The organism is Burkholderia sp. MSMB1072 (assembly GCF_001524725.1).
GTDB lineage: Bacteria > Pseudomonadota > Gammaproteobacteria > Burkholderiales > Burkholderiaceae > Burkholderia.
In genome coordinates this window covers 1-17,973 of the sequence record NZ_LOYC01000037.1, presented here as the reverse complement: position 1 = coordinate 17,973, position 17,973 = coordinate 1, and the positions used below count along the sequence as shown (strand labels likewise).

Here is a 17,973-nt window from a genome sequence, read left to right as displayed (position 1 = left end):
CTACGTGAAGTGAAGGAGCCGCCTCTTTTCCCCAGCCCGATTGGTCGCGTCCCGCGCTAACACGTCGAACTCTGCCGATTACACGTCGACCGACTGCTCCAGCCAGCAGCCGGCCTCTCCCATCGGATATCGGTGCAATTCATCCGACAACACCAATCCACCACAAAAAAGTGCATCACCCGCCGTACCGGCCCCTGTTCCTCGCGCGCCAATATCCGCTCTCCAAACTCGTGTCGCCCGAATTCCTCGTCTCGATGCAGGGCATACCGCACTGCCTACTGCTACCCGCCCCTTCCACCGCTGCAAATTACTTCGCATACCTGATCATAAAACCGAAAGCAGAAAGTAAGGCGGACACCATCACCGAAAGCCAGCTGTAACACACGAACCCGATCGAATCGATACGCAAGCCGCCTCATCTCCCGCCTTCTGCATCGCGCACTTATCGGGACATGATCGCTTCTCGTAGCGATCCCCGCACCGACCCGTTCCCCCTCGTCGCGCGCTACGAATCGCCCCCGTGTCCGCTCCGAGCGCTTCCGTACACTCGAAATCGCGCCATGCGGCGCCGGCGGCGTGCATCTTGCGTACGGCCGCGCCTGACGGGAGCCTTGCATGTTGTCGATCGACGGAATGGGTTTGGGGTTGAACTGGCAGCGTTTCCTGTCGCAAACGCTGGACCCTGACCTCGCATCGAAACCGCCGCGCAATGCGGACGGTACGTCCAACGACGGCCCGAACAACGGTCCGGCCAACCCGGTCACCCCGATCACCACGCCGCCGATCCCCGTGCAGGCCGATCTCGGCACCGATCCGTCCAAGCCGACCAACCCCGAAATCGCGTCGGCCACCGCCCTGCTCCAGAGCATGGCCGATCAATATCGCGTGGCGCCGCCCGAGATCACGGTCGACAACGACACGACGCGCGCCGTCCAGGGTGTGATCCAGGACGCTCAGACCCGGTACGACAACGCTCAGCAAGCGCTGCAAGGCGCGCAGGGCGTGCTGCGGATGACGAACCGCGACCCCGACGCGACGCCCGACGAGCGCAAGGCCGCGCGCGACAACTACACGAAGGCGCGCGATGCGGCCGACACCGCGCAACGCGAACTCGACGTGACGACCGACGCCGGCTACCGGATCCTGTACGGCGAGCAGGCGAAAGCCGACCAGTACAGCGCCGACCCGACGAACGACAAAATCGAGGGGCCCGCGCAACAGCAGGCCGATGCGAAGCTCGCGGCGCTGCAAAAGCTGTTCCCCGACCAGACGAAGGCGAATCCGAACTTCGTCCCGCAGCAGGGCGATTGCAAGACGCCCGCCCAGGTCCAGGCCTACGACGACTGGCAATCGGCGACCTCGAGCGCGGTAACGGCTCAGGCGAAGTACTGGGCAGACGTCAGCAATGCGAATCTCGCCTATAAGCAGTTCCAGTCGTACATGGCCGATCCCGCCTACAAGGACGCGATCGATACCGGCGTCGGCAAGCTGAACGATGCGCTCGCGCCGCTGCAGTTGCAGGTGGATCTGCCCGATCCGCCGCCAGCCGATGCGAACGGCAACGTCGACATGAATGCCGTGCAGGCCAATATCGCGCAGGCCGCGAAGATCGCCAATTACTCGAACGCGGCCTATGCGGCGTCGCTCGACGCGCAGCAGGTCACGACGCTGCAGCAGAAGTACGACGCCGACAGCGCGTGCCTGATCGGCTCGACGCCCGGCGCGGCGAAAGACGACAAGGCCGCGCTCGATCGCGCGACCACGCAGGCGAACACGAGCGGCAGCTACATGCAGATGCTCGGCGCGCAGTTGACCGTCGACGACTTGCAAGGCAAGTACGACACCGCGAAATCGGCGTCCGACGACTGGCATACCGCGAATCCGCACTCGCTCGATCCGCATCCGACCGTCGACACCGACCTCGCCGCCGCGTCCGATGCACTCGCACAGGCGAAACAGAAGGCCAGCCTCGCGCACGACGGGTTCGTCGTCGCGTACGGTCAGACACTCGCGCAGCAGTACGACGACGCCGGCGCGCAGATCGACGCGCAGCTCAAGCCAAAGGTGCCGTTCGTGCTGCAGAACCCGACGCCGACGCTGTCGACGAATCCGCCGCCGTCTGCAACGCCGCCGGCACCGTCGGCGCAACCGTCGCCGTCGCTGAGCACGTCGCTGCCGAGTACATCGAGCACGCCGGCACCATCGACGACGCAGACACCGACATCGTCGTTGAGCACGTCGGCGCCGCCCGGCGCGCTGTCGACGTCGCTGCCGCCCACGACGCTGTTCACGAATCCGTCGTTCGTGCTGCAGCCGCCCGGCTCGAACACGTCCTTGCCGACCACCGCGACCGGCCAGACCGCGCTCGACGCGAAAAAGCTCCATGTCGTCGCGGGCGCGCTGCGCGCGGCCGACGGCCGACTGTCCAACACGTTCAACGATGCGGCCGCGAAATTCCAGCTCGCGAACGCGAAGACGCAGCAAGGCGTGCTGAAGGGCAAGCTCGCCGACATACAGAAAACCTACGACGACTGGTACGCGAACAATCCGACGCCGGTGCGCATGCGCGAGGTGAACGGCGACGAGATTCCGATGCGCACGCCGCTGCGTCCGAATCCGTACCAGGACCAGCTCGACCAGGCGCGCAACGACCTGCAACAAGCCGACGCGACCGTCAACAAACTGCAGTTGCTGACCGAGATGTCGCATCAGCAGGTGCTGCTCGACCAGTTCGATGCGAGCCTCGCCGAGAACCTGCGCAATCCGCAAAGCCAGCACGACAAGGACGCGTATTCGAACGCGCTCGACGGCTTCTTCCGCGCGCACCAGGGCGAGCTGTCGCAATCGCTGCTCGATCAGGCCGGGGCGAGTACGAACAAGGCCGCGACGATCCATTTCGGCAAGCTGACCGACAACGAGCAGCGCAACCTGATCGGCATCGCGATCGGGCTGCCGCCCGACGTGCAGCCGTCGTCGGACACCGGCACGCCCACCGCGCCCGTCAACGACGACTCGGTGCGCTACACCGACAAGGACAAGCTCGACACGATCGACAAGGTGCGCGGCGAAATCCTGAAGCTCGGCGGCGGCAGCGACACGCAGGTCAACGTCCTGCCGCTGATCTACTCGGACAAGACGGCCGGAATGGTGACGAGCGCGCTCTTCAAGGTCACCGACAGCAAGGGCCACGTCCAGTACGTCGACGACACGTCCGCGCATTACGACGACATCGGCGACTACCTCGACAACAACCAGCTTGCGTCGAGTGGCACGCTCGATCTCGTGACCGGCTACGACGACAACGGCCACGCGCAGTACCAGCAGAAGGCCGCGCATCACGACGACTGGTTCCATAGCGCGCTGAACACGCTGACCGGCGGCAAGGTGAACCTGGGGATGATGGGTCTCGGGCTGCTGATGGAAGGCGCCGGCGTGCTGCTCGACGCGACCGGCGTCGGCGCGTTCGCCGGCGGCGCGCTGAACTTCGCGGGCGCGGTGATGATGGACACGGCGATCGGTTCGAGCATGGCGAAATCCGCGCTCGATATCGGCTCGCGCTGGGAACACAACCAGAGCATCAATCCGTTCACCGACGCCGGCGCGCGCGGCGACTGGCTCAACCTCGTACCGATGGGCGCGGCCGGCGCGGCGAAGTTCGCGGGCTCGGAAGTGTTCGGCAAGACGATCACCGCCCTCACCGGCTCGGCGAAGGCCGCGAAAGTGACCACCGCGATCGTGCGCGGCACGTCGCTCGCCACCGGCGTCGGCGCCGCGGGCGAAAGCTTCGTCGAAGCCGGTATCGACTTCGCGCACGGGGACAGCGAGCACGGCTGGGATGCGCTCAAGTCCGGCTTCACGAACGTCGCGCTGATGGGCGCGGGCGGCGTGCGGGACCGCGTGGTCAACGCGACGGTTCGCGTCACGGGCCGGCCGGTGGTCGCCCGCTCGGCGGGCGGCGAACGCATCTCGATCGACGGGCAGCAACTGCAGAAAATCCTGACCAGGAACGAGCCGTCGCAACTTGCGTTCGGCGCGACGCGCGCGTCGCTCGACGGCGTCGACGTCAAGGTCGCGAAGGACGGCACGCTGATGGCGGGCGACAAGGTGCTCACCTACGACAACATGCCCGTGCGCGTGCTCGACTCGCTCAACAACAAGGACCTGAACAACCTGCCGCGGGGGACGTCGGTGATCCTCGGCGAGAACGGCGAACTGAGCATCGTCAAGCTGACCGGCAAGACCTGGACCGAAGGCACGAAGATCGAATCGGTCACGGAAACGGGCGACCGGCTGTCGTTCGGCAGCGACGGCGAAATCAATGCGCCGTCGAAGCTCGTCGCGAAAACGCCCGCCCCGGCGCGCAGCGACCCGCGACAGCCGGCAAGCGACGAGGCGCCGCCAGCCGACGGCGCGCCGCGAACCACGCCGGCCGACGAAGCCGCGGCGCGCGCCACCGAAGCGAACGATACGGCCACCGCGACCGCCAGCGCACGCAACGCGCAGCGCACGAGCGAAGCACGGACCACGCGCGACGAGGACCAGCAGGAAACGCGCGCATCCGATTCGCACGTCGCCGCGCAGAATCGCCGCAGCAGCGACCTGCGCGCGGAAAACGATCCGGCCGTCGCGCGGGCGCCCGGCACACCGGGCGCAGGCGCGCTCGAAGCGCCGGCCAGCGTCGCGCCGCGCACGCCGGTCCGCGTGATCGACCTGACCGACGCCGATCCGGCCTCCCGGCCCGCGACGCTCGACCCGGCCGGCGTGTCGGTGCCGCGCGGCCCGTCGGTCGACGCGCTCGACTATGGCGAACACACGCTCTTCATCGTGCGGAACGGCGAGGACCCGGCAGCGGCCACGCCCGAGGCGGCGCGGCCGCGCGCGGCAAGCGCGCTGCCCGCCGACGTCGCGGAACCGATCGTCGTCATCGCCGATGCGGCGGACGCGCACGTCGCGCCCGAACTCGCGAATCGCTGGCAGCGGCCGGTATTCGCGGCCGCGCCGGACGCGATGCACCCGGACGGCACGCTGCGCGCCGACGCGCCGCTCACGCGCTACCTGCCCGCTCCCGATGCAGCGACGGCAGGCGGCCGTGTCGTCGGCACGAGCGCGCAGGCGGCGCACGCCGATGCGGCGGGCGTCGTCGAAACCGAGCCGCCCGCGACGAATCCGGAAGCGCCCGCCACGCGCCGCGCGCCTCCGCCCGCGAACGACGACACCGTCGTCGTACTCGCAACGGCCCGGCGCACCGCCGCCGATCCCGACACGCACGCCGCCCTGCCGCAGCCGCCCGCTCGCACGGCGCGTGCGCTGGACGGCGCATTCAGTGCACCGAACCGCATCGTGGTGCTCGTCAAGCCGGCCGAACGATCCGCGTCGCAAGCGGCGAACGACGCGCGCGACGCATCCCGGCCGAAGCCGGCCCGCGATGCACGGGCCGACGCCCACACGCTACCGGCCGCGGCGCACCCGGAAACCACCGAAGCGCCGCCGGACCCGGCGCTCGCCGGCCCGGGCCTGTTCACGCGGCTGCAAATGCGTTTCGGCGGCGCGCCGCTGCCGGACGCGGTCCACGCGCTCGCGCAGCAATCGGACACGCTCACGCAGCAGTTGCGAATGCTGAGCGATGCCGGCTGGCGCGTGAGCCTCGGCAAGCGCGGCGGCGGCAGCCGGATCGATCCGAAGCGGCGCCGCGTGACGATCGACGGCGGACTGCACGATTCGGGCAGTATCACGTACACGCTCGCGCACGAGGCCAAGCATGCGCTCGAGGCGATCGACGGCACGCTGGATTCGCTCGACTACAGCGGCCGCAGCCGCTTCACGCGCAAGGCGCTCGAAGCCGAAGCGCGCGCGCAGATCAACGCGTTCGAGGCGCGCTACGAGATCGATCTCGCAGGCGGCGGCGACATCGCGGCTAACACGACGCTGCCCGACGCGCTCCAGCACGAGGCCGACCGCTGGACGCCGTCGAGCGACTATGCGGGCACGGTCGCACGGCTTGCCGACACGTTCGCCGATGCGCCGGTGTCGGGCCGCCGCGGCGAGACGTACCAGGCCTTCTACGACGGCATCTGGGACAAGCAGAAACGCGGCGGCGGCGCCCCGCGCCGGATGCCGGCGCCGCACACGACCGAATCGTCCGGCGGCGCGCACCTGCCGCGCACGCTCGAGGAACAGGTGCAATGGAGCCTCGCGCACGCGGAGCCGATCTCGCCATTCGCCGAACGCGGGCGCAACGAGCCGCGACAGATGACGCTGCGGTTCCTGGACGAACGCACGTCGTCGGGAATCGAAGAACCGGTGACGATCATCCGCGGCCGAACCGATGCCACGGGCCAGCTGCTCGACGCACAGGGCCGCCCCGCACGGCACGTCGACTTTTCGATCGCGCACTTCCTCGCCGGCACGTCGACCAGCGCCGGCAGCGGCTACGCGCTGGTCCTGGCCGCCGACAACGGCCACGCCGCCGCGGCATGGCTCACGAACACCTGGCAACGGCCGGTCTACGTGCCGGACGGCGGTACCATCCGCGCGTTCGACGCGGCCATGGGCGACCCGGGCAGCATGCGCGCGCAGGCGCGATTCGATTACGCACCCACATGGACCCGCTATGCGCCGTCGCCGCGCGAGCGAATCGACTACGGCGAACTCGCCGTCGACGCGAACGGCCTGCACGTCGCAGGCGACCCGTCACGGCGGCTGGACCCGCAAGCGCTGATCGGTCCGTTCCTGGGGGCCGGTATCGAGAAGAGCGTGTTCGAACTCGGCAAGCGCAACGCGATCGGCCTGTACGACGTCGACCCCGCGCGGCCGCGCGACGGCCAGCTCGCGAATCATTACGACGCGCTCGATACCGAACGCAACGGACTCGACCTGCTGCGCCGCTACGGCATGCGCACGTTGACCATCGACGGCCCGTTCTCGGTCGGCAACCGGATCGGGATCCTCTACCATCCGCTCGCCGAGCTCAGCAGCCGCGCCGTCTCGCTCGGCGCGTTGCCGTCACGTGTCACGCACGAATCGATGCGACAGCTCGCGGAAATGCGCGAGATCGTCGAGCGCGATGGTCTGGTGTTCGATTTCCAGGGGCTGTTCGATGCGCGCGGCGACTTCTACTTCAGCGACCCGGCCACCGTATTCCGCACGGACGACCGCGAGGAAATCGACGCCACGCTCGAGGAAATCGACAACGTCATCGCGCCGCTCGAACGCGGCATCGACAACGGCAGCATCGCGCTCGCGCATCCCGCGATCGCCGAATCGCTGCCGAAAGGCGCATTCGTCCAGAAGCCGTCGCTCTTCACGCGCATCCGGATGTGGTTCGGCGGCGCGCCGCTACCCGATGCCGCCTATGCGCTCGCCGGCCAGTCGAGCCTGCTCGCCGACCAGATGCGGCTGCTGAAGTCGGATGGCTGGCAGATCGTGTGGGGCCGCGCGGGACGCGGCAGCCGCACCGACGTCGACCAGCGCCGGATCGTGATCGACGGCGGCCTGCGCGGCACCGGCACGCTCGTCTATACGCTCGCGCACGAAGCCGGCCACGCGGCCGACGTGTCGAACGATCGGCTCGGGCTCGACACCAGCAGCCCGGAAGCGTACGTGCAAAGCACGCTGCTTGCCGAAGCGCGCGCGCAAGCCAACGCGTTCGCGGTGCGCAAGCAGATCCTCGAATCGACCGGCGTCGACATCGCCGAGCACGCGGTGCTTCCCGACGAGATCGCGCGCGAAGCCGATCATGTGATGCCGGGCGACGAAGCCGGCCTCGCGCGCCTCGCCGACGCATTCGGCAATGCTCCCGTATCGGGCCGCGACGGCGAACGCTACGGTGCGTTCTATGGCCGCACATGGGATCGGCAGCAGCAATCGGGCAACGCAGCGCTGCGCATGCCCGCACCGCACACGACCGAATCGTCCGGCGGCAGCGGCGGCGCACGATTGCCGCGCACGCTCGACGAACAGGCGCAGTGGAGCCTCGCGCACGCGGACCGTGCATCGCCGTTTCCGCGCCGCTGGTTCAGCGGCGGCTCGCCGAAGCTGTCCTTCTCGCGCAACGGTCCGGTGTCTTATGCGAACGGCGAGCCGCTGACGCTCGTTCACGCGCGGACCGATGCGGCCGGCGGCCTGCTCGACGCACGCGGCCGCCCCGCCACGCCCGTCGACTATTCGATCGATCATCGCCACGCGTTCACGCCCGCACGGGCCGGCGCACCCATCGTCCTCGCGGGCGAAGGCGGCGCGGCACACGCCGCGTGGCTCGCGAACCTCTGGCAACGCACGATCTACGTGCCCGACAGCGGCACGGTCCGCACGCTCGGCGAGCCGCGCAGCGACGGCACGCAGCGCATGCAGTTCGGCGGCCCGAGCGCATGGACGCGCTACACGCCGTCGCCGCGCGAACGGATCGATGCGGGCGCGCTCGCCGTCGACGAGCACGGGCTGCACGTCGCCGGCGATCCGTCGCGGCGCGTCGATCCCGACGCGCTGCTCGGCCCGTTCCTCGGCGCGGGCACCGCGAAGGCGGTATTCGAACTCGGCAAGCGCAATGCGATCGGCGTGTTCGACGCCAGCGGCGACAAGGCGCGCACGATGCTGGCCCACGAAAAGCGCGGGCTCGACCAGTTGACGCAGCTCGGCATGCGCACGGTCACGGTCGACGGGCCATTCACGTACCACGGGCGCGTCGCGGTGCTGTACAGCCCGCTGGCCGAGCTCGGCAGCCTCGACGTGATGCACGGCATCCTGCCGAAACGCGTGACGCGCGAATCGATGCGGCAGCTCGCCGCGATGCGCGAGCTTGCCGCGCGGCACGGCCTGTCGTTCGATTTCGAAGGTTTGTTCGATGCGAGCGGCGAGTTCTACTTCAGCGACCCTTCCGTCCTGATTCCGCATCCGGACCCGGCGACCAACCGCACGCCCGGAATGATCGATGCCGTCATCCAGCCGCTCGAACGCGGCATCGCGAGCGGCCATGTCGAACTCGCACACCCGGTGATCAGCGAGTCGCTGCCGGAGGGCGCATTCGTTCAGAAGCCGTCGCTCTTCACGCGCATCCGGATGTGGTTCGACGGTGCGCCGCTGCCCGATGTCGCCTATGCGCTGGCCGACCAGTCGAGCCTGCTCGCCGACCAACTGCGGCTGCTGAACCCCGGCCGCTGGGAGATCGTGCAAGGCCGCGCGGGCGCGGGCAGCAAGGTCGATGCCGAACGGCGCCGGATCGTGATCGACGGCGGCCTGCGCAATGCCGGCACGATCGTCTACGTGCTCGCACACGAGGTCGGGCACGCGGTCGACGTGGCGACGAACCGGCTCGACCTCGACACCAGCAGCCCCGATGCGTACGCGGAAAGCGCGCTGCGCGCCGAGGCGCGCGCGCAAGCCAACGCGTTCGCGGTGCGCAAGCAGATCCTCGCATCGACCGGCGTCGACATCGCCGAGCACGCGGTGCTGCCCGACGCGATCGCGCGCGAAGCCGATCATGTGATGCCGGGCGACGCAGCCGGCCTCGCGCGCCTCGCCGACGCGTTCGGTAACGCGCGGACCTCGCTGCCCGGCAACCCCGTCTACCGTGCGCTGTATCGCGCGCAAGCCGAGCAGGCGCTGCGCGACGGCGACGCCGGGCGAACCGGTGCGGCACCGCGGACGATGCCGTCGATGATGATGTGGCCGGTGCCGGACCCGTCGTCGTTCCTGCCGGCCGCCCCTGCGCTCACGCCCGAAGCGCGCGCGGCCGACTGGTTGGATGCGCACGGCAAACGCGACCTGAAGCGGATCGACGGCACACAGTTGGCCGACATCCGCGACCTCGCGCAATACGCGGGCCCCAACGCTCACGTGCTGATCGCGAAGCATGCCGACCGGCCGGCGGACGACGGCACGCATCCGCAGCCCGAGTTCGTCGCGAGCCTGACCACCGATGCCCACGGCCAGCCCGGTCAGGTCGAATCGGCCGACCCCGGCGGCACGCCGTCGCACGACTTGCGCGACGCGCTCTATCCGGGCACACGCCCACGCAAGCGCAGCGGCAGCGAAACGCCGCATGAAGCACGCGCGAAATTCGACTTCTACCTGTCGCCTGTGTCGCTCGACGAGCTGCGGCAATTCGGCGGCGCGGCGAAGATCGAAGCCGTCGACTCGAAGCGCGTGTGGAATGCCGAGCCTTCCGGCGACGCGCCTGCGCAGGAGGTCGTCGAGCAGATCGGCGAACTCGCCGATGCACCGCAATTCAAGCGTCCCAAGGCGGCCGCGAAGGCCGCGGACGACAGCGCGACGATCTTCGCGGTAGACAGGAAGACCGGCAAGGTGCTCGGCTATGCCGTGCCCAAGCAAGGTGGGAGCGGCTGGTCCTATCACGAGAAAACCTCGGTCGGCGACGCGTCGATCGGAGAGCAGGATCTCGGCACCGCCTTCCGGCGCCGCGCACGCGGCCTGCCCGACGGCCGGCGGGGCGTCGTGTTCGTGCCGACCTCGCTACCGGAATCGGTGGTGTCCCGCTATGGCGGCTTCGAGCCGGCCGAGCGGGTGTTGCCGATCGCCGAGCAAAAGCCGCCGTCGATGAAAACGAGCGACCGCGTACAGCGCCGGCTCGGCAAGATTCAGTCGAGAGGCAAGCCGCCCGCCGGCGCGACGCCGCTCGCCAACCGGTGGGTCGCGCCGAACCTGCTGCCGAAATCGGCCGACGACGTGCACGATTTCAGCGGCGCGAACACGCTGCATCTGCGGCGCGTGATCGATCTCGGCCAGGTCGGCCCCGAATACTTCATCTACGTCTACGGCACGGAAGGCGCGCTGATCGACACGCTGCACCAGCCGGACGGCATCCTCGCGACCCGCGACGGCACGCTGCAATGGTTCGACGATGCCGCGCATTTCGCCGACAAGAGCAAGCCAGGCGTCGACCTCGACAAGACGAAGATCGGCGGCGGTCCGGACGGCTCGGGCCGGCACTTTCTCGTGACGCGGCTCGACCCGGCGGAATTCGATGCGCGCACGCGACCGACGCAGGTCGCGGCCTATGCGCTGAAACAAGCGGAACTCGACAAGCAGTTGCGGAAGGCCGCGGCGGAATCGTCCGCGCCGTTCGGAGTACTGGAGAGCCGCATCGCGGCCGAACTGACAGCCGCGAAGAACCAGCAGGCCATACTTGCCGGCGATCCGGCGTCCGGCACTGCGTCCGCCGGCCCGTCCGCGGAGCCGAAAAAGCCCGCGCGCGGCAAGGGCAAGAAAGGCAAGCAGAACGCGCCGGCGGCGCCCGCCCCGGCCGCGTCGCCCGCGCCGCAGGCCGCGCCGGCCGGCAAACCGTTCAGCATCAAGACCTATCAGCCCGGCCTGACGAGCGCGACGGTCGCCGAATGGATTCTTCGCTTCGGCAAGGCGAAGGTCGACCACTGGTTCCCCGAGCACGAGCGCGTGAAGGCGTTCGCGGGCCGCAGCGGCAAGCCGCTCGATCTCGGCACGACACGCCAGGTGATGATGGCCGACAGTGTGATGATGAAGGCGCTCGGCATCCCGTTGCGGCTCGCGCGCGATGCGTCGAGCATGCCGTGGCGCGGCCCGCTGTCGCGGCCCGACCATGCGGCGAACGTGGTGTCGCGCCATGCGAAGCGCGCGATCACCTATCTGTCGATCGCACGGGCCGCGGACCGGCATGCGCTGCAAGCCTATGCGCGCGCGAAACCCGAGATCCAGGATCGCCTCGCGCTGATGGCGCGCGGCTTCACGTTGCGCGACGACCCTGCCGAGATGCTCGCACTCGTGAAACGCTACGGCGGTGCGATGCCGGTGGTGTCGGTCGCGGTCGATCCGTATTCGCTGGCCGCCGCGCTCGGCCGCAAACACGACCCCGCCTTCATCCGCCGCGTGCGCGAACTCGGCAAGCTCGACAACGCGCAGTTCGACGAAGCGAACGCGCGAATCGACATCGACGGCACGGGCCGCCACCTCGAACTCGACGACCTCGGCCATCTGCACAAATGGCTCGACGCGGCGTCCGAAGGCGGCTTCGTGCTGCGTCTCGAAACCGCGCCGTCGCGCGCGCTCGTGTCGGCCGAGGACCAGCGCACGCTGGCGGGCACCAACGATGCGTACCACGACTACGTGCGCACGTTCGACGCGCTCGAAACGTGGGCGCGGCAGCACACCGGCGCGCCCGCGCCGCATGTGATGGTGACGTTCCACGGCTGGGACGCCGTGCTCGAACCGGCGCCGGGCGACGGCCACCTGAAGCTCGTCGAGGCCGTGCTCGAGCGCAAGGAGCTCGACTGGGTTCATCTCGGGCTGTCGTATGCGACGCACGGCTCGGACTTCGTAGCGAACCAGGACCTGACCGCCGCACTCGCCCGCAAGCTCGTCGAATACAAGCTGCATGCGCCCGACAAGCTCGCACGCCTGCACGGTGCCGACGCGCTCACGCGCGTGTTCGAACGGGTCGGCGCGCAGACGCTCGCGAACCAGCATCAGGTGCTGTTCGCCGAAGTCGAACGCGTCGGTCTCGCGAATGGGCTGAAGCCCGACCAGCTCGCGCAATTGCGCGCCGATCTGTACGAAGGGAACACGACCGCGCTGATGGACCGCGCACGGCAGGCAACGATCACTTATGCGAAGGAGAACTACTGGAATACCGCCGATCCCGCCAACCGGGCCGAAGCGCGCGCGCGCGATGCCGGCAAGCGCTGGCTGAGCCTGTACGGCAAGCCCGATACCGCACGCAAGATCGACGCGCATGCGAACCCGAATGCATCGAGCACCGCGTTCTGGCGCGCGGTGGCCGCCGATCCGAAACTCGCGATCGACGAAACCAAGCCCGTCATCGTGAACCGCGACATCGCCGCGCAGCCGAGCCACCAGCGCGGCAACCCGCAGGAGGCCGCGCTCGCGCAGCTCAACGCGCTGCGCGTTCACCGGCCGTCGTTCGGCAAGCGCGACTGGGCGTGGTCGCTGGGCTTCGGCGGCACGGTGGCCGGCGCCAGCTCGCTCGTGGCGCTGAACGTGTTCAACGGCATGACCGTGATGAGCTCGGATGCGCTGACCCACGCGAACACCGCGCTGTTCGTCGGCGCGCGCGCGGGCCGCGTATTCGGTGCGATGCACCAGGGCGCGGTGCAGAGCCTGCAGAGCGGCGACCCGCGCGCGGTGCACGACGTGCTCGACCGCCTGCAGCGCTCGCTCGCGCAGCAGCTGACCGCGCCGGTGCACGGCTACAACCCGGCACGGCTCGAACAGCTCGACCTGCTCACGAACGAAACGCGCGTGAAGGCGAGCCACCTCGTCGAAATGCACCGGCAGGGGCTCATCGGCTTCGACGATGCGGCCGCGCAGATCAAGGAATTGTCGGTCGATCTGCTCGCGAACATGCAGGGCATGGTCGGCGGCACGTCGCTCACACAGCTGCATCACGGCAATTCCCGCCGGTTCCTCGGTCTCGTCGGGCGCGGCAGCGCGATCGTCGGCTATTCCGGGACGATCGCCGTCGGCGTGCACGGGCTCATGACCGCGCCGACCGTCGCGGGTGCGCTGACGACCGCGAGCGCGGGGCTCGCCGCGACGTATTCGGGCCTCGTCTATGCGGTCAGCGCGCACCGCGTGAACGCGGACAAGCGCAGCCGCGTCGTGCGCCTGATCGATTCGACGTCGGATTTCGTCGGCGTCGCGAGCGGTATCGCAGGCACGATCGCGCAATACGACAAAGGGCACTACGGGCTCGCGGCAACGGCCGCGACGTCCACGGCAATGCTGCTCGGCGCGCGCCTGAACACCCATTTCCCGAACGCGACGCGCTGGGTCAAGAAATACCCGACCGCACTCATCCTCGTGCCGATCGGGATCTGGGGTTTCACGCAATTGCAGAGCCTGTTCTTCGGCCCGCCGTCGGGTGGCTCGGGATCGTCGCCGCACAAGCCGCAGTCGACGCCGGCACCGCCGCCGCCGTCACACCAGCCGCCGCAGCCGACCGCCGGCACGCCGACGGCCGGCCTCGCGCCGGGCACGACCGCAACGCAGCCGCCCGGGACCGGCACGACGGGCAATACGGTGCCCGCGCAACCCTCCGCGCAGCCGTCGCAGGCCGCGCAGCCGTACATCGTCGTGGCAGGAGATTCGCTGTGGGTGATCGCCGACGCGCATCGCCAGTCGCTGCTGGACGCGGCGCACGTGCCGCCGGACGACCGCAAGGCGATGACGCGCGACCAGCAGGATGCGCGCGCGCTGAACGAGATCTTGCAGTTGAATCCGGGCCTGGCGTCGGCGCCGAACATGCTGCGTGTCGGGCAGTCGATCAACGTCGGCTGATGCGCGCCAGCCCGCCGCTCAGCCGGTCCACGCGGACGACCGGATCACGCTGCAGAAGTTGCCCGCACGGAAATGCGGATCCTTGTCCGCGAGCACGTCGGCCTTCACGTTGCCGAACATCGTGTCGGGCTTGTGCTTGATGCCGTCGTAGAACGCCTGAATGATGTCCTCCTTGAAATGCGGCGTGCGCGGATGCGCGCGCACGACCGCTTCCCGCTCGATATCGCTGTATTCCGGGTAAGTGAGGCCCAGCACGTCCATCTCGACGCCCGCCGTGACCAGCGCGACGACCGGATGCATGTGCTGCGGGATGCCAGGTGTGGTGTGCAAAGCGATCGCGGTCCACACGATATCGATGTCCTGTTGCGAAATCCCGTTGCCCTTCAGAAAGTCGCGCGCGGCATTCGCGCCGTCCACTTCGAAGCGCTCGCATGCGCTGCTGTGCCGGTGCGTGAGTCCCATGTCATGGAACATGCAGCCGCAATAGAGCAGCTCGGGGTCGTACTCGAGCTCGCGCCGCCGGCCCGCCAGCGCCGCGAAATAGAACACTCGGCTCGAATGGTGAAACAGCAGCTCGGACTCGGTATCGCGCACGAGCTCGGTGATCTCGCGCGTCAGACGCGTATCGGGAAGGGTGATGCCGGCAACGTTCACAGTCATGATCTACCTCCATGGAAGACATCCTCGATTTTCCGGATTCCGGTCGATGTCTCCTATGGACGTATCACGCCTGATCCTGCCATTTCGCGCGACGAACGGACACGGTGCCTGCACGGCGAAAGAAGCGCCCCTATACTGCTGCGCATCGCGTTCGATACCACATGCAATCGATCATGCCGAAGGTCGTGGGTATTTTCGCCGTTACGGGCGTTCAACTGCTCGACGTCTCCGCGCCGCTCGACGTGTTCGCGCAAGCAAACACCGAGTGCGGCAAGCCGTTCTATACGTTGCGGGTCATCGCGAGCGGGCCCGGGCCGATTTGCAGTTCGTCCGGCGCACGGGTGTTGCCCGACTGGATCGCGCCTGATGTCCCGGAACGCCTCGACACGCTGCTGGTCGCCGGCGCGCCGCACGCCGGCCGGATCGTATTGCGCACCGACGTCCTCGCGTGGCTGCGCTCGGCGGCCGTGCAAAGCAGGCGCTACGGCTCGATCTGCACCGGCGCGTTCCTCCTCGCGGCCACCGGCCTGTTGAAAGGACGCCACCTGACCACGCACTGGGCCGCCGCCGATGCACTCGCCAAAGCGTATCCGTCCGTCACCGTCGACGCCGACGCACTGTACGTACGCGACGGCAAGCTGCGCACCGGCGCCGGCGTCACGGCGGGGCTCGATCTCGCACTCGCACTGGTCGAGGAGGATCTCGGCCGCGAGATCGCGCGGCGCGTCGCCGCGCAACTGGTGATGTTCTTCAAGCGCCCGGGCGGGCAGCTCCAGTTCAGCCGCAACGGCGAGGCACGCCCCGCCGGGCGTTCCGTTCTGCAGGAAGTCCAGCGCTGGATCGCCGCCCACCCGGAACTCGAGTATTCGGTGGCCGGGATGGCGAAGCATGCGGGCATGAGCCCGCGCCATTTCGCGCGACTGTTCCGCGCGGAAGTCGGCATGACGCCGGCAGCATGGGTCGAGGCGACCCGCATCTCGGCCGCGCGCCAGCTACTCGAGAACGGCCACGACACGCCGAAGCAGGTCGCCGCGAAATGCGGCTTCGCGAACGTCGATACGCTCAGGCGAGCGTTCACCCGGCACGTCGGCATTACCCCCGCCGAATACCGGAAGCGGCAGGCGACCCTGACTGCGTGATGCGGAACGCGCAATGCCGGCAGGTTCGCCGAAATAATTCGGAATGCGATTCAACCGTTCATTCCACTGCTGCTTCACCGATCGACCCTATCGCTCCCAGAAGGCCACGCGCCTGCTCCCTCGCGCCGGCAATCTTCAGATTAAATCCCATGTCGCGCGAATCGTTTACCCAGTTGCAATAATGATTCGCCGCAACGCGTATTTCCGACCGGTAACGCGATCGTTACGATGCAATCAACCCGCTGAACGTCACGAGCGAAGCGCGAAATCAACAGAACCGGAGGTCACCATGAAGTCGTTCATTACCGCTGTCGTCGCCGCAACTGCCCTGTCCGCATCGTATGGCGCATTCGCCCAATCGAACCCGTCGGGCCAGCTGACGCGCGCCCAGGTGCGTGCGGAACTCGTCCAGCTCGAACGGGCCGGCTACAAGCCCGAAGTGTCCGATCAGTATTACCCGCGTGCGCTGCAGACCGCCCAGGCCCGCGTGGCGAACGCCGATGAAGCCGGCTACGGCGCGCAAGCGGCTGCGGGCACGCGTGCCGGCCGCGCGATCGCGGTCAAGCAGGAAGGCCGCGACTCGATCTATTTCGGCCAGTAAGCCGGATACGCGCCGGCATATTTCCCGCGTATTCCGATACGCACGCCGTACACGCGACACCCCGCTCCCGTTCATCGGGGCGGGGTGTTCGTTTTCCGGCCGTCCGCTGCCTTTGTCGGCCGCGTGCCGCGCGGCGCCGTTCACGCAAGCATCCGGTGTTTGCGCATAGAATGGCCGCGTGGTCGGTGTCGGCCAGCGCACATGCGAGCGGTACCGCGACGCCCGCTGGTCGGCCCGATATCGCACTCGGCGCATTTTTCGAAAAGGAGCGGTTTCATGTCTCAAACATCCGGTTCCATGATCACGTTTCGCCGCCCGGACGGCCAGGAACTGCAGGGCTATCTCGCCACGCCGGCACGGACCGAAGGCGCGCCCGCGGTCGTCGTCATCCAGGAATGGTGGGGGCTGAACGACCAGATCCGCGGCGTCGCGGATCGCCTCGCGCGCTGCGGCTACTTCGCGCTCGTGCCCGACCTGTATCGCGGCAAGTCGACGGTCGAGGAGGAGGAAGCGCACCACCTGATGACCGGCCTCGATTTCGGCGACGCCGCGTCGCAGGACATTCCGGGCGCGGTCGCGTACCTGAAGACGAAGGCGCCGCGCGTCGCGGTGACGGGCTTCTGCATGGGCGGCGCCCTCACGCTGCTGTCGCTGCAACATGCCGAAGCGGATGCCGGCGTCACGTGGTACGGCTTTCCGCCGCTCGACTACCTCGACCCGGCCAAGCTCAAGGTGCCGCTGATGGGCCACTGGGGCACGCAGGATGCGTTCTTCAAGATCGACCAGGTCGACGCACTGGAAAAGAAGCTCACCGATGCGAAGGTCGGCTTCGAATTCCATCGCTATCTCGCACACCATGCGTTCGCGAACGAAACGGCCGTAGGCCCCGGCCGCATCGCCGGCACGCAGTTCGATCCGGTGTGGTCGCAAATGGCGTGGGATCGCACGCTCACGTTCTTCGGCCGGACGCTTTGGACGAAGCCGGCGTAACGTAACGCCGCTCCCCGCGCGGCGACGGTACAAAAGAACACGCCACGGATTTGCGTCCGTGGCGTGTTCGTTTTCACAACCGTTCGGTTCGATGAACGGACGCGGCTCTGCCGCTCCTGCCGTGCGTCGCGCTTACCCGTTCGTCACAGTTGCCGACGCAGGCGCCGGAGCGGCCGCCTTGTCGTAATCGACCGGCGCATCCGGCGCGCGCGGCGCTTCGCCGGCGCGCTGGATCCAGCCGCCGCCGAGTGCGCGGTACAGGTCGACCAGGTTCGTCCAGCGTGCCAGACGCGCGCTGAT

5 protein-coding genes and 1 pseudogene are annotated in these 17,973 nt (G+C 68.4%); 4 read left to right on the top strand and 2 right to left on the bottom strand.

Annotated features, from left to right (window positions below; all coding sequences use genetic code 11):
* The first annotated feature begins 615 nt into the window (after positions 1 to 615).
* Positions 616 to 14,283, top strand: a complete 13,668-nt coding sequence (locus WS89_RS20755) for an LWXIA domain-containing protein (RefSeq protein ID WP_059793123.1) — start codon at positions 616 to 618, stop codon at positions 14,281 to 14,283.
* Between the two features lie 18 nt (positions 14,284 to 14,301).
* On the opposite strand, the gene WS89_RS20750 is transcribed toward WS89_RS20755, so the two are convergent.
* Positions 14,302 to 14,943 (bottom strand): HD domain-containing protein, encoded by a 642-nt coding sequence (locus WS89_RS20750; RefSeq protein ID WP_059793121.1) that lies wholly within the window; start codon positions 14,941 to 14,943, stop codon positions 14,302 to 14,304.
* A gap of 173 nt (positions 14,944 to 15,116) precedes the next feature.
* On the opposite strand from WS89_RS20750, the gene WS89_RS20745 reads away from it, so the two are divergent.
* From WS89_RS20745 to WS89_RS20735, 3 genes are all read left to right on the top strand, one after another.
* A complete protein-coding gene (locus WS89_RS20745) occupies positions 15,117 to 16,082 on the top strand; it encodes a GlxA family transcriptional regulator (RefSeq protein WP_059793143.1) in 966 nt (321 codons plus the stop codon).
* Positions 16,083 to 16,371: 289 nt separating this feature from the next.
* Entirely contained in the window at positions 16,372 to 16,683 is a 312-nt protein-coding gene (locus WS89_RS20740; protein WP_059793119.1) for a DUF4148 domain-containing protein, read from the top strand.
* A 276-nt stretch (positions 16,684 to 16,959) separates the two neighbouring features.
* Positions 16,960 to 17,673, top strand: a complete 714-nt coding sequence (locus tag WS89_RS20735; RefSeq protein WP_059503440.1) for a dienelactone hydrolase family protein — start codon at positions 16,960 to 16,962, stop codon at positions 17,671 to 17,673.
* A gap of 132 nt (positions 17,674 to 17,805) precedes the next feature.
* On the opposite strand, the pseudogene WS89_RS33890 reads toward WS89_RS20735, so the two are convergent.
* Positions 17,806 to 17,973: pseudogene (locus WS89_RS33890) on the bottom strand (multidrug transporter); the annotation flags it as partial.

Excerpts from the sequence above, each read along its gene's own strand:
- WS89_RS20755 (WP_059793123.1), top strand. The coding sequence starts at position 616 with ATGTTGTCGATCGACGGAATGGGTTTGGGGTTGAACTGGCAGCGTTTC.
- WS89_RS20750 (WP_059793121.1), bottom strand. The coding sequence starts at position 14,943 with ATGACTGTGAACGTTGCCGGCATCACCCTTCCCGATACGCGTCTGACG.
- WS89_RS20745 (WP_059793143.1), top strand. The coding sequence starts at position 15,117 with ATGCCGAAGGTCGTGGGTATTTTCGCCGTTACGGGCGTTCAACTGCTC.
- WS89_RS20740 (WP_059793119.1), top strand. The coding sequence starts at position 16,372 with ATGAAGTCGTTCATTACCGCTGTCGTCGCCGCAACTGCCCTGTCCGCA.
- WS89_RS20735 (WP_059503440.1), top strand. The coding sequence starts at position 16,960 with ATGTCTCAAACATCCGGTTCCATGATCACGTTTCGCCGCCCGGACGGC.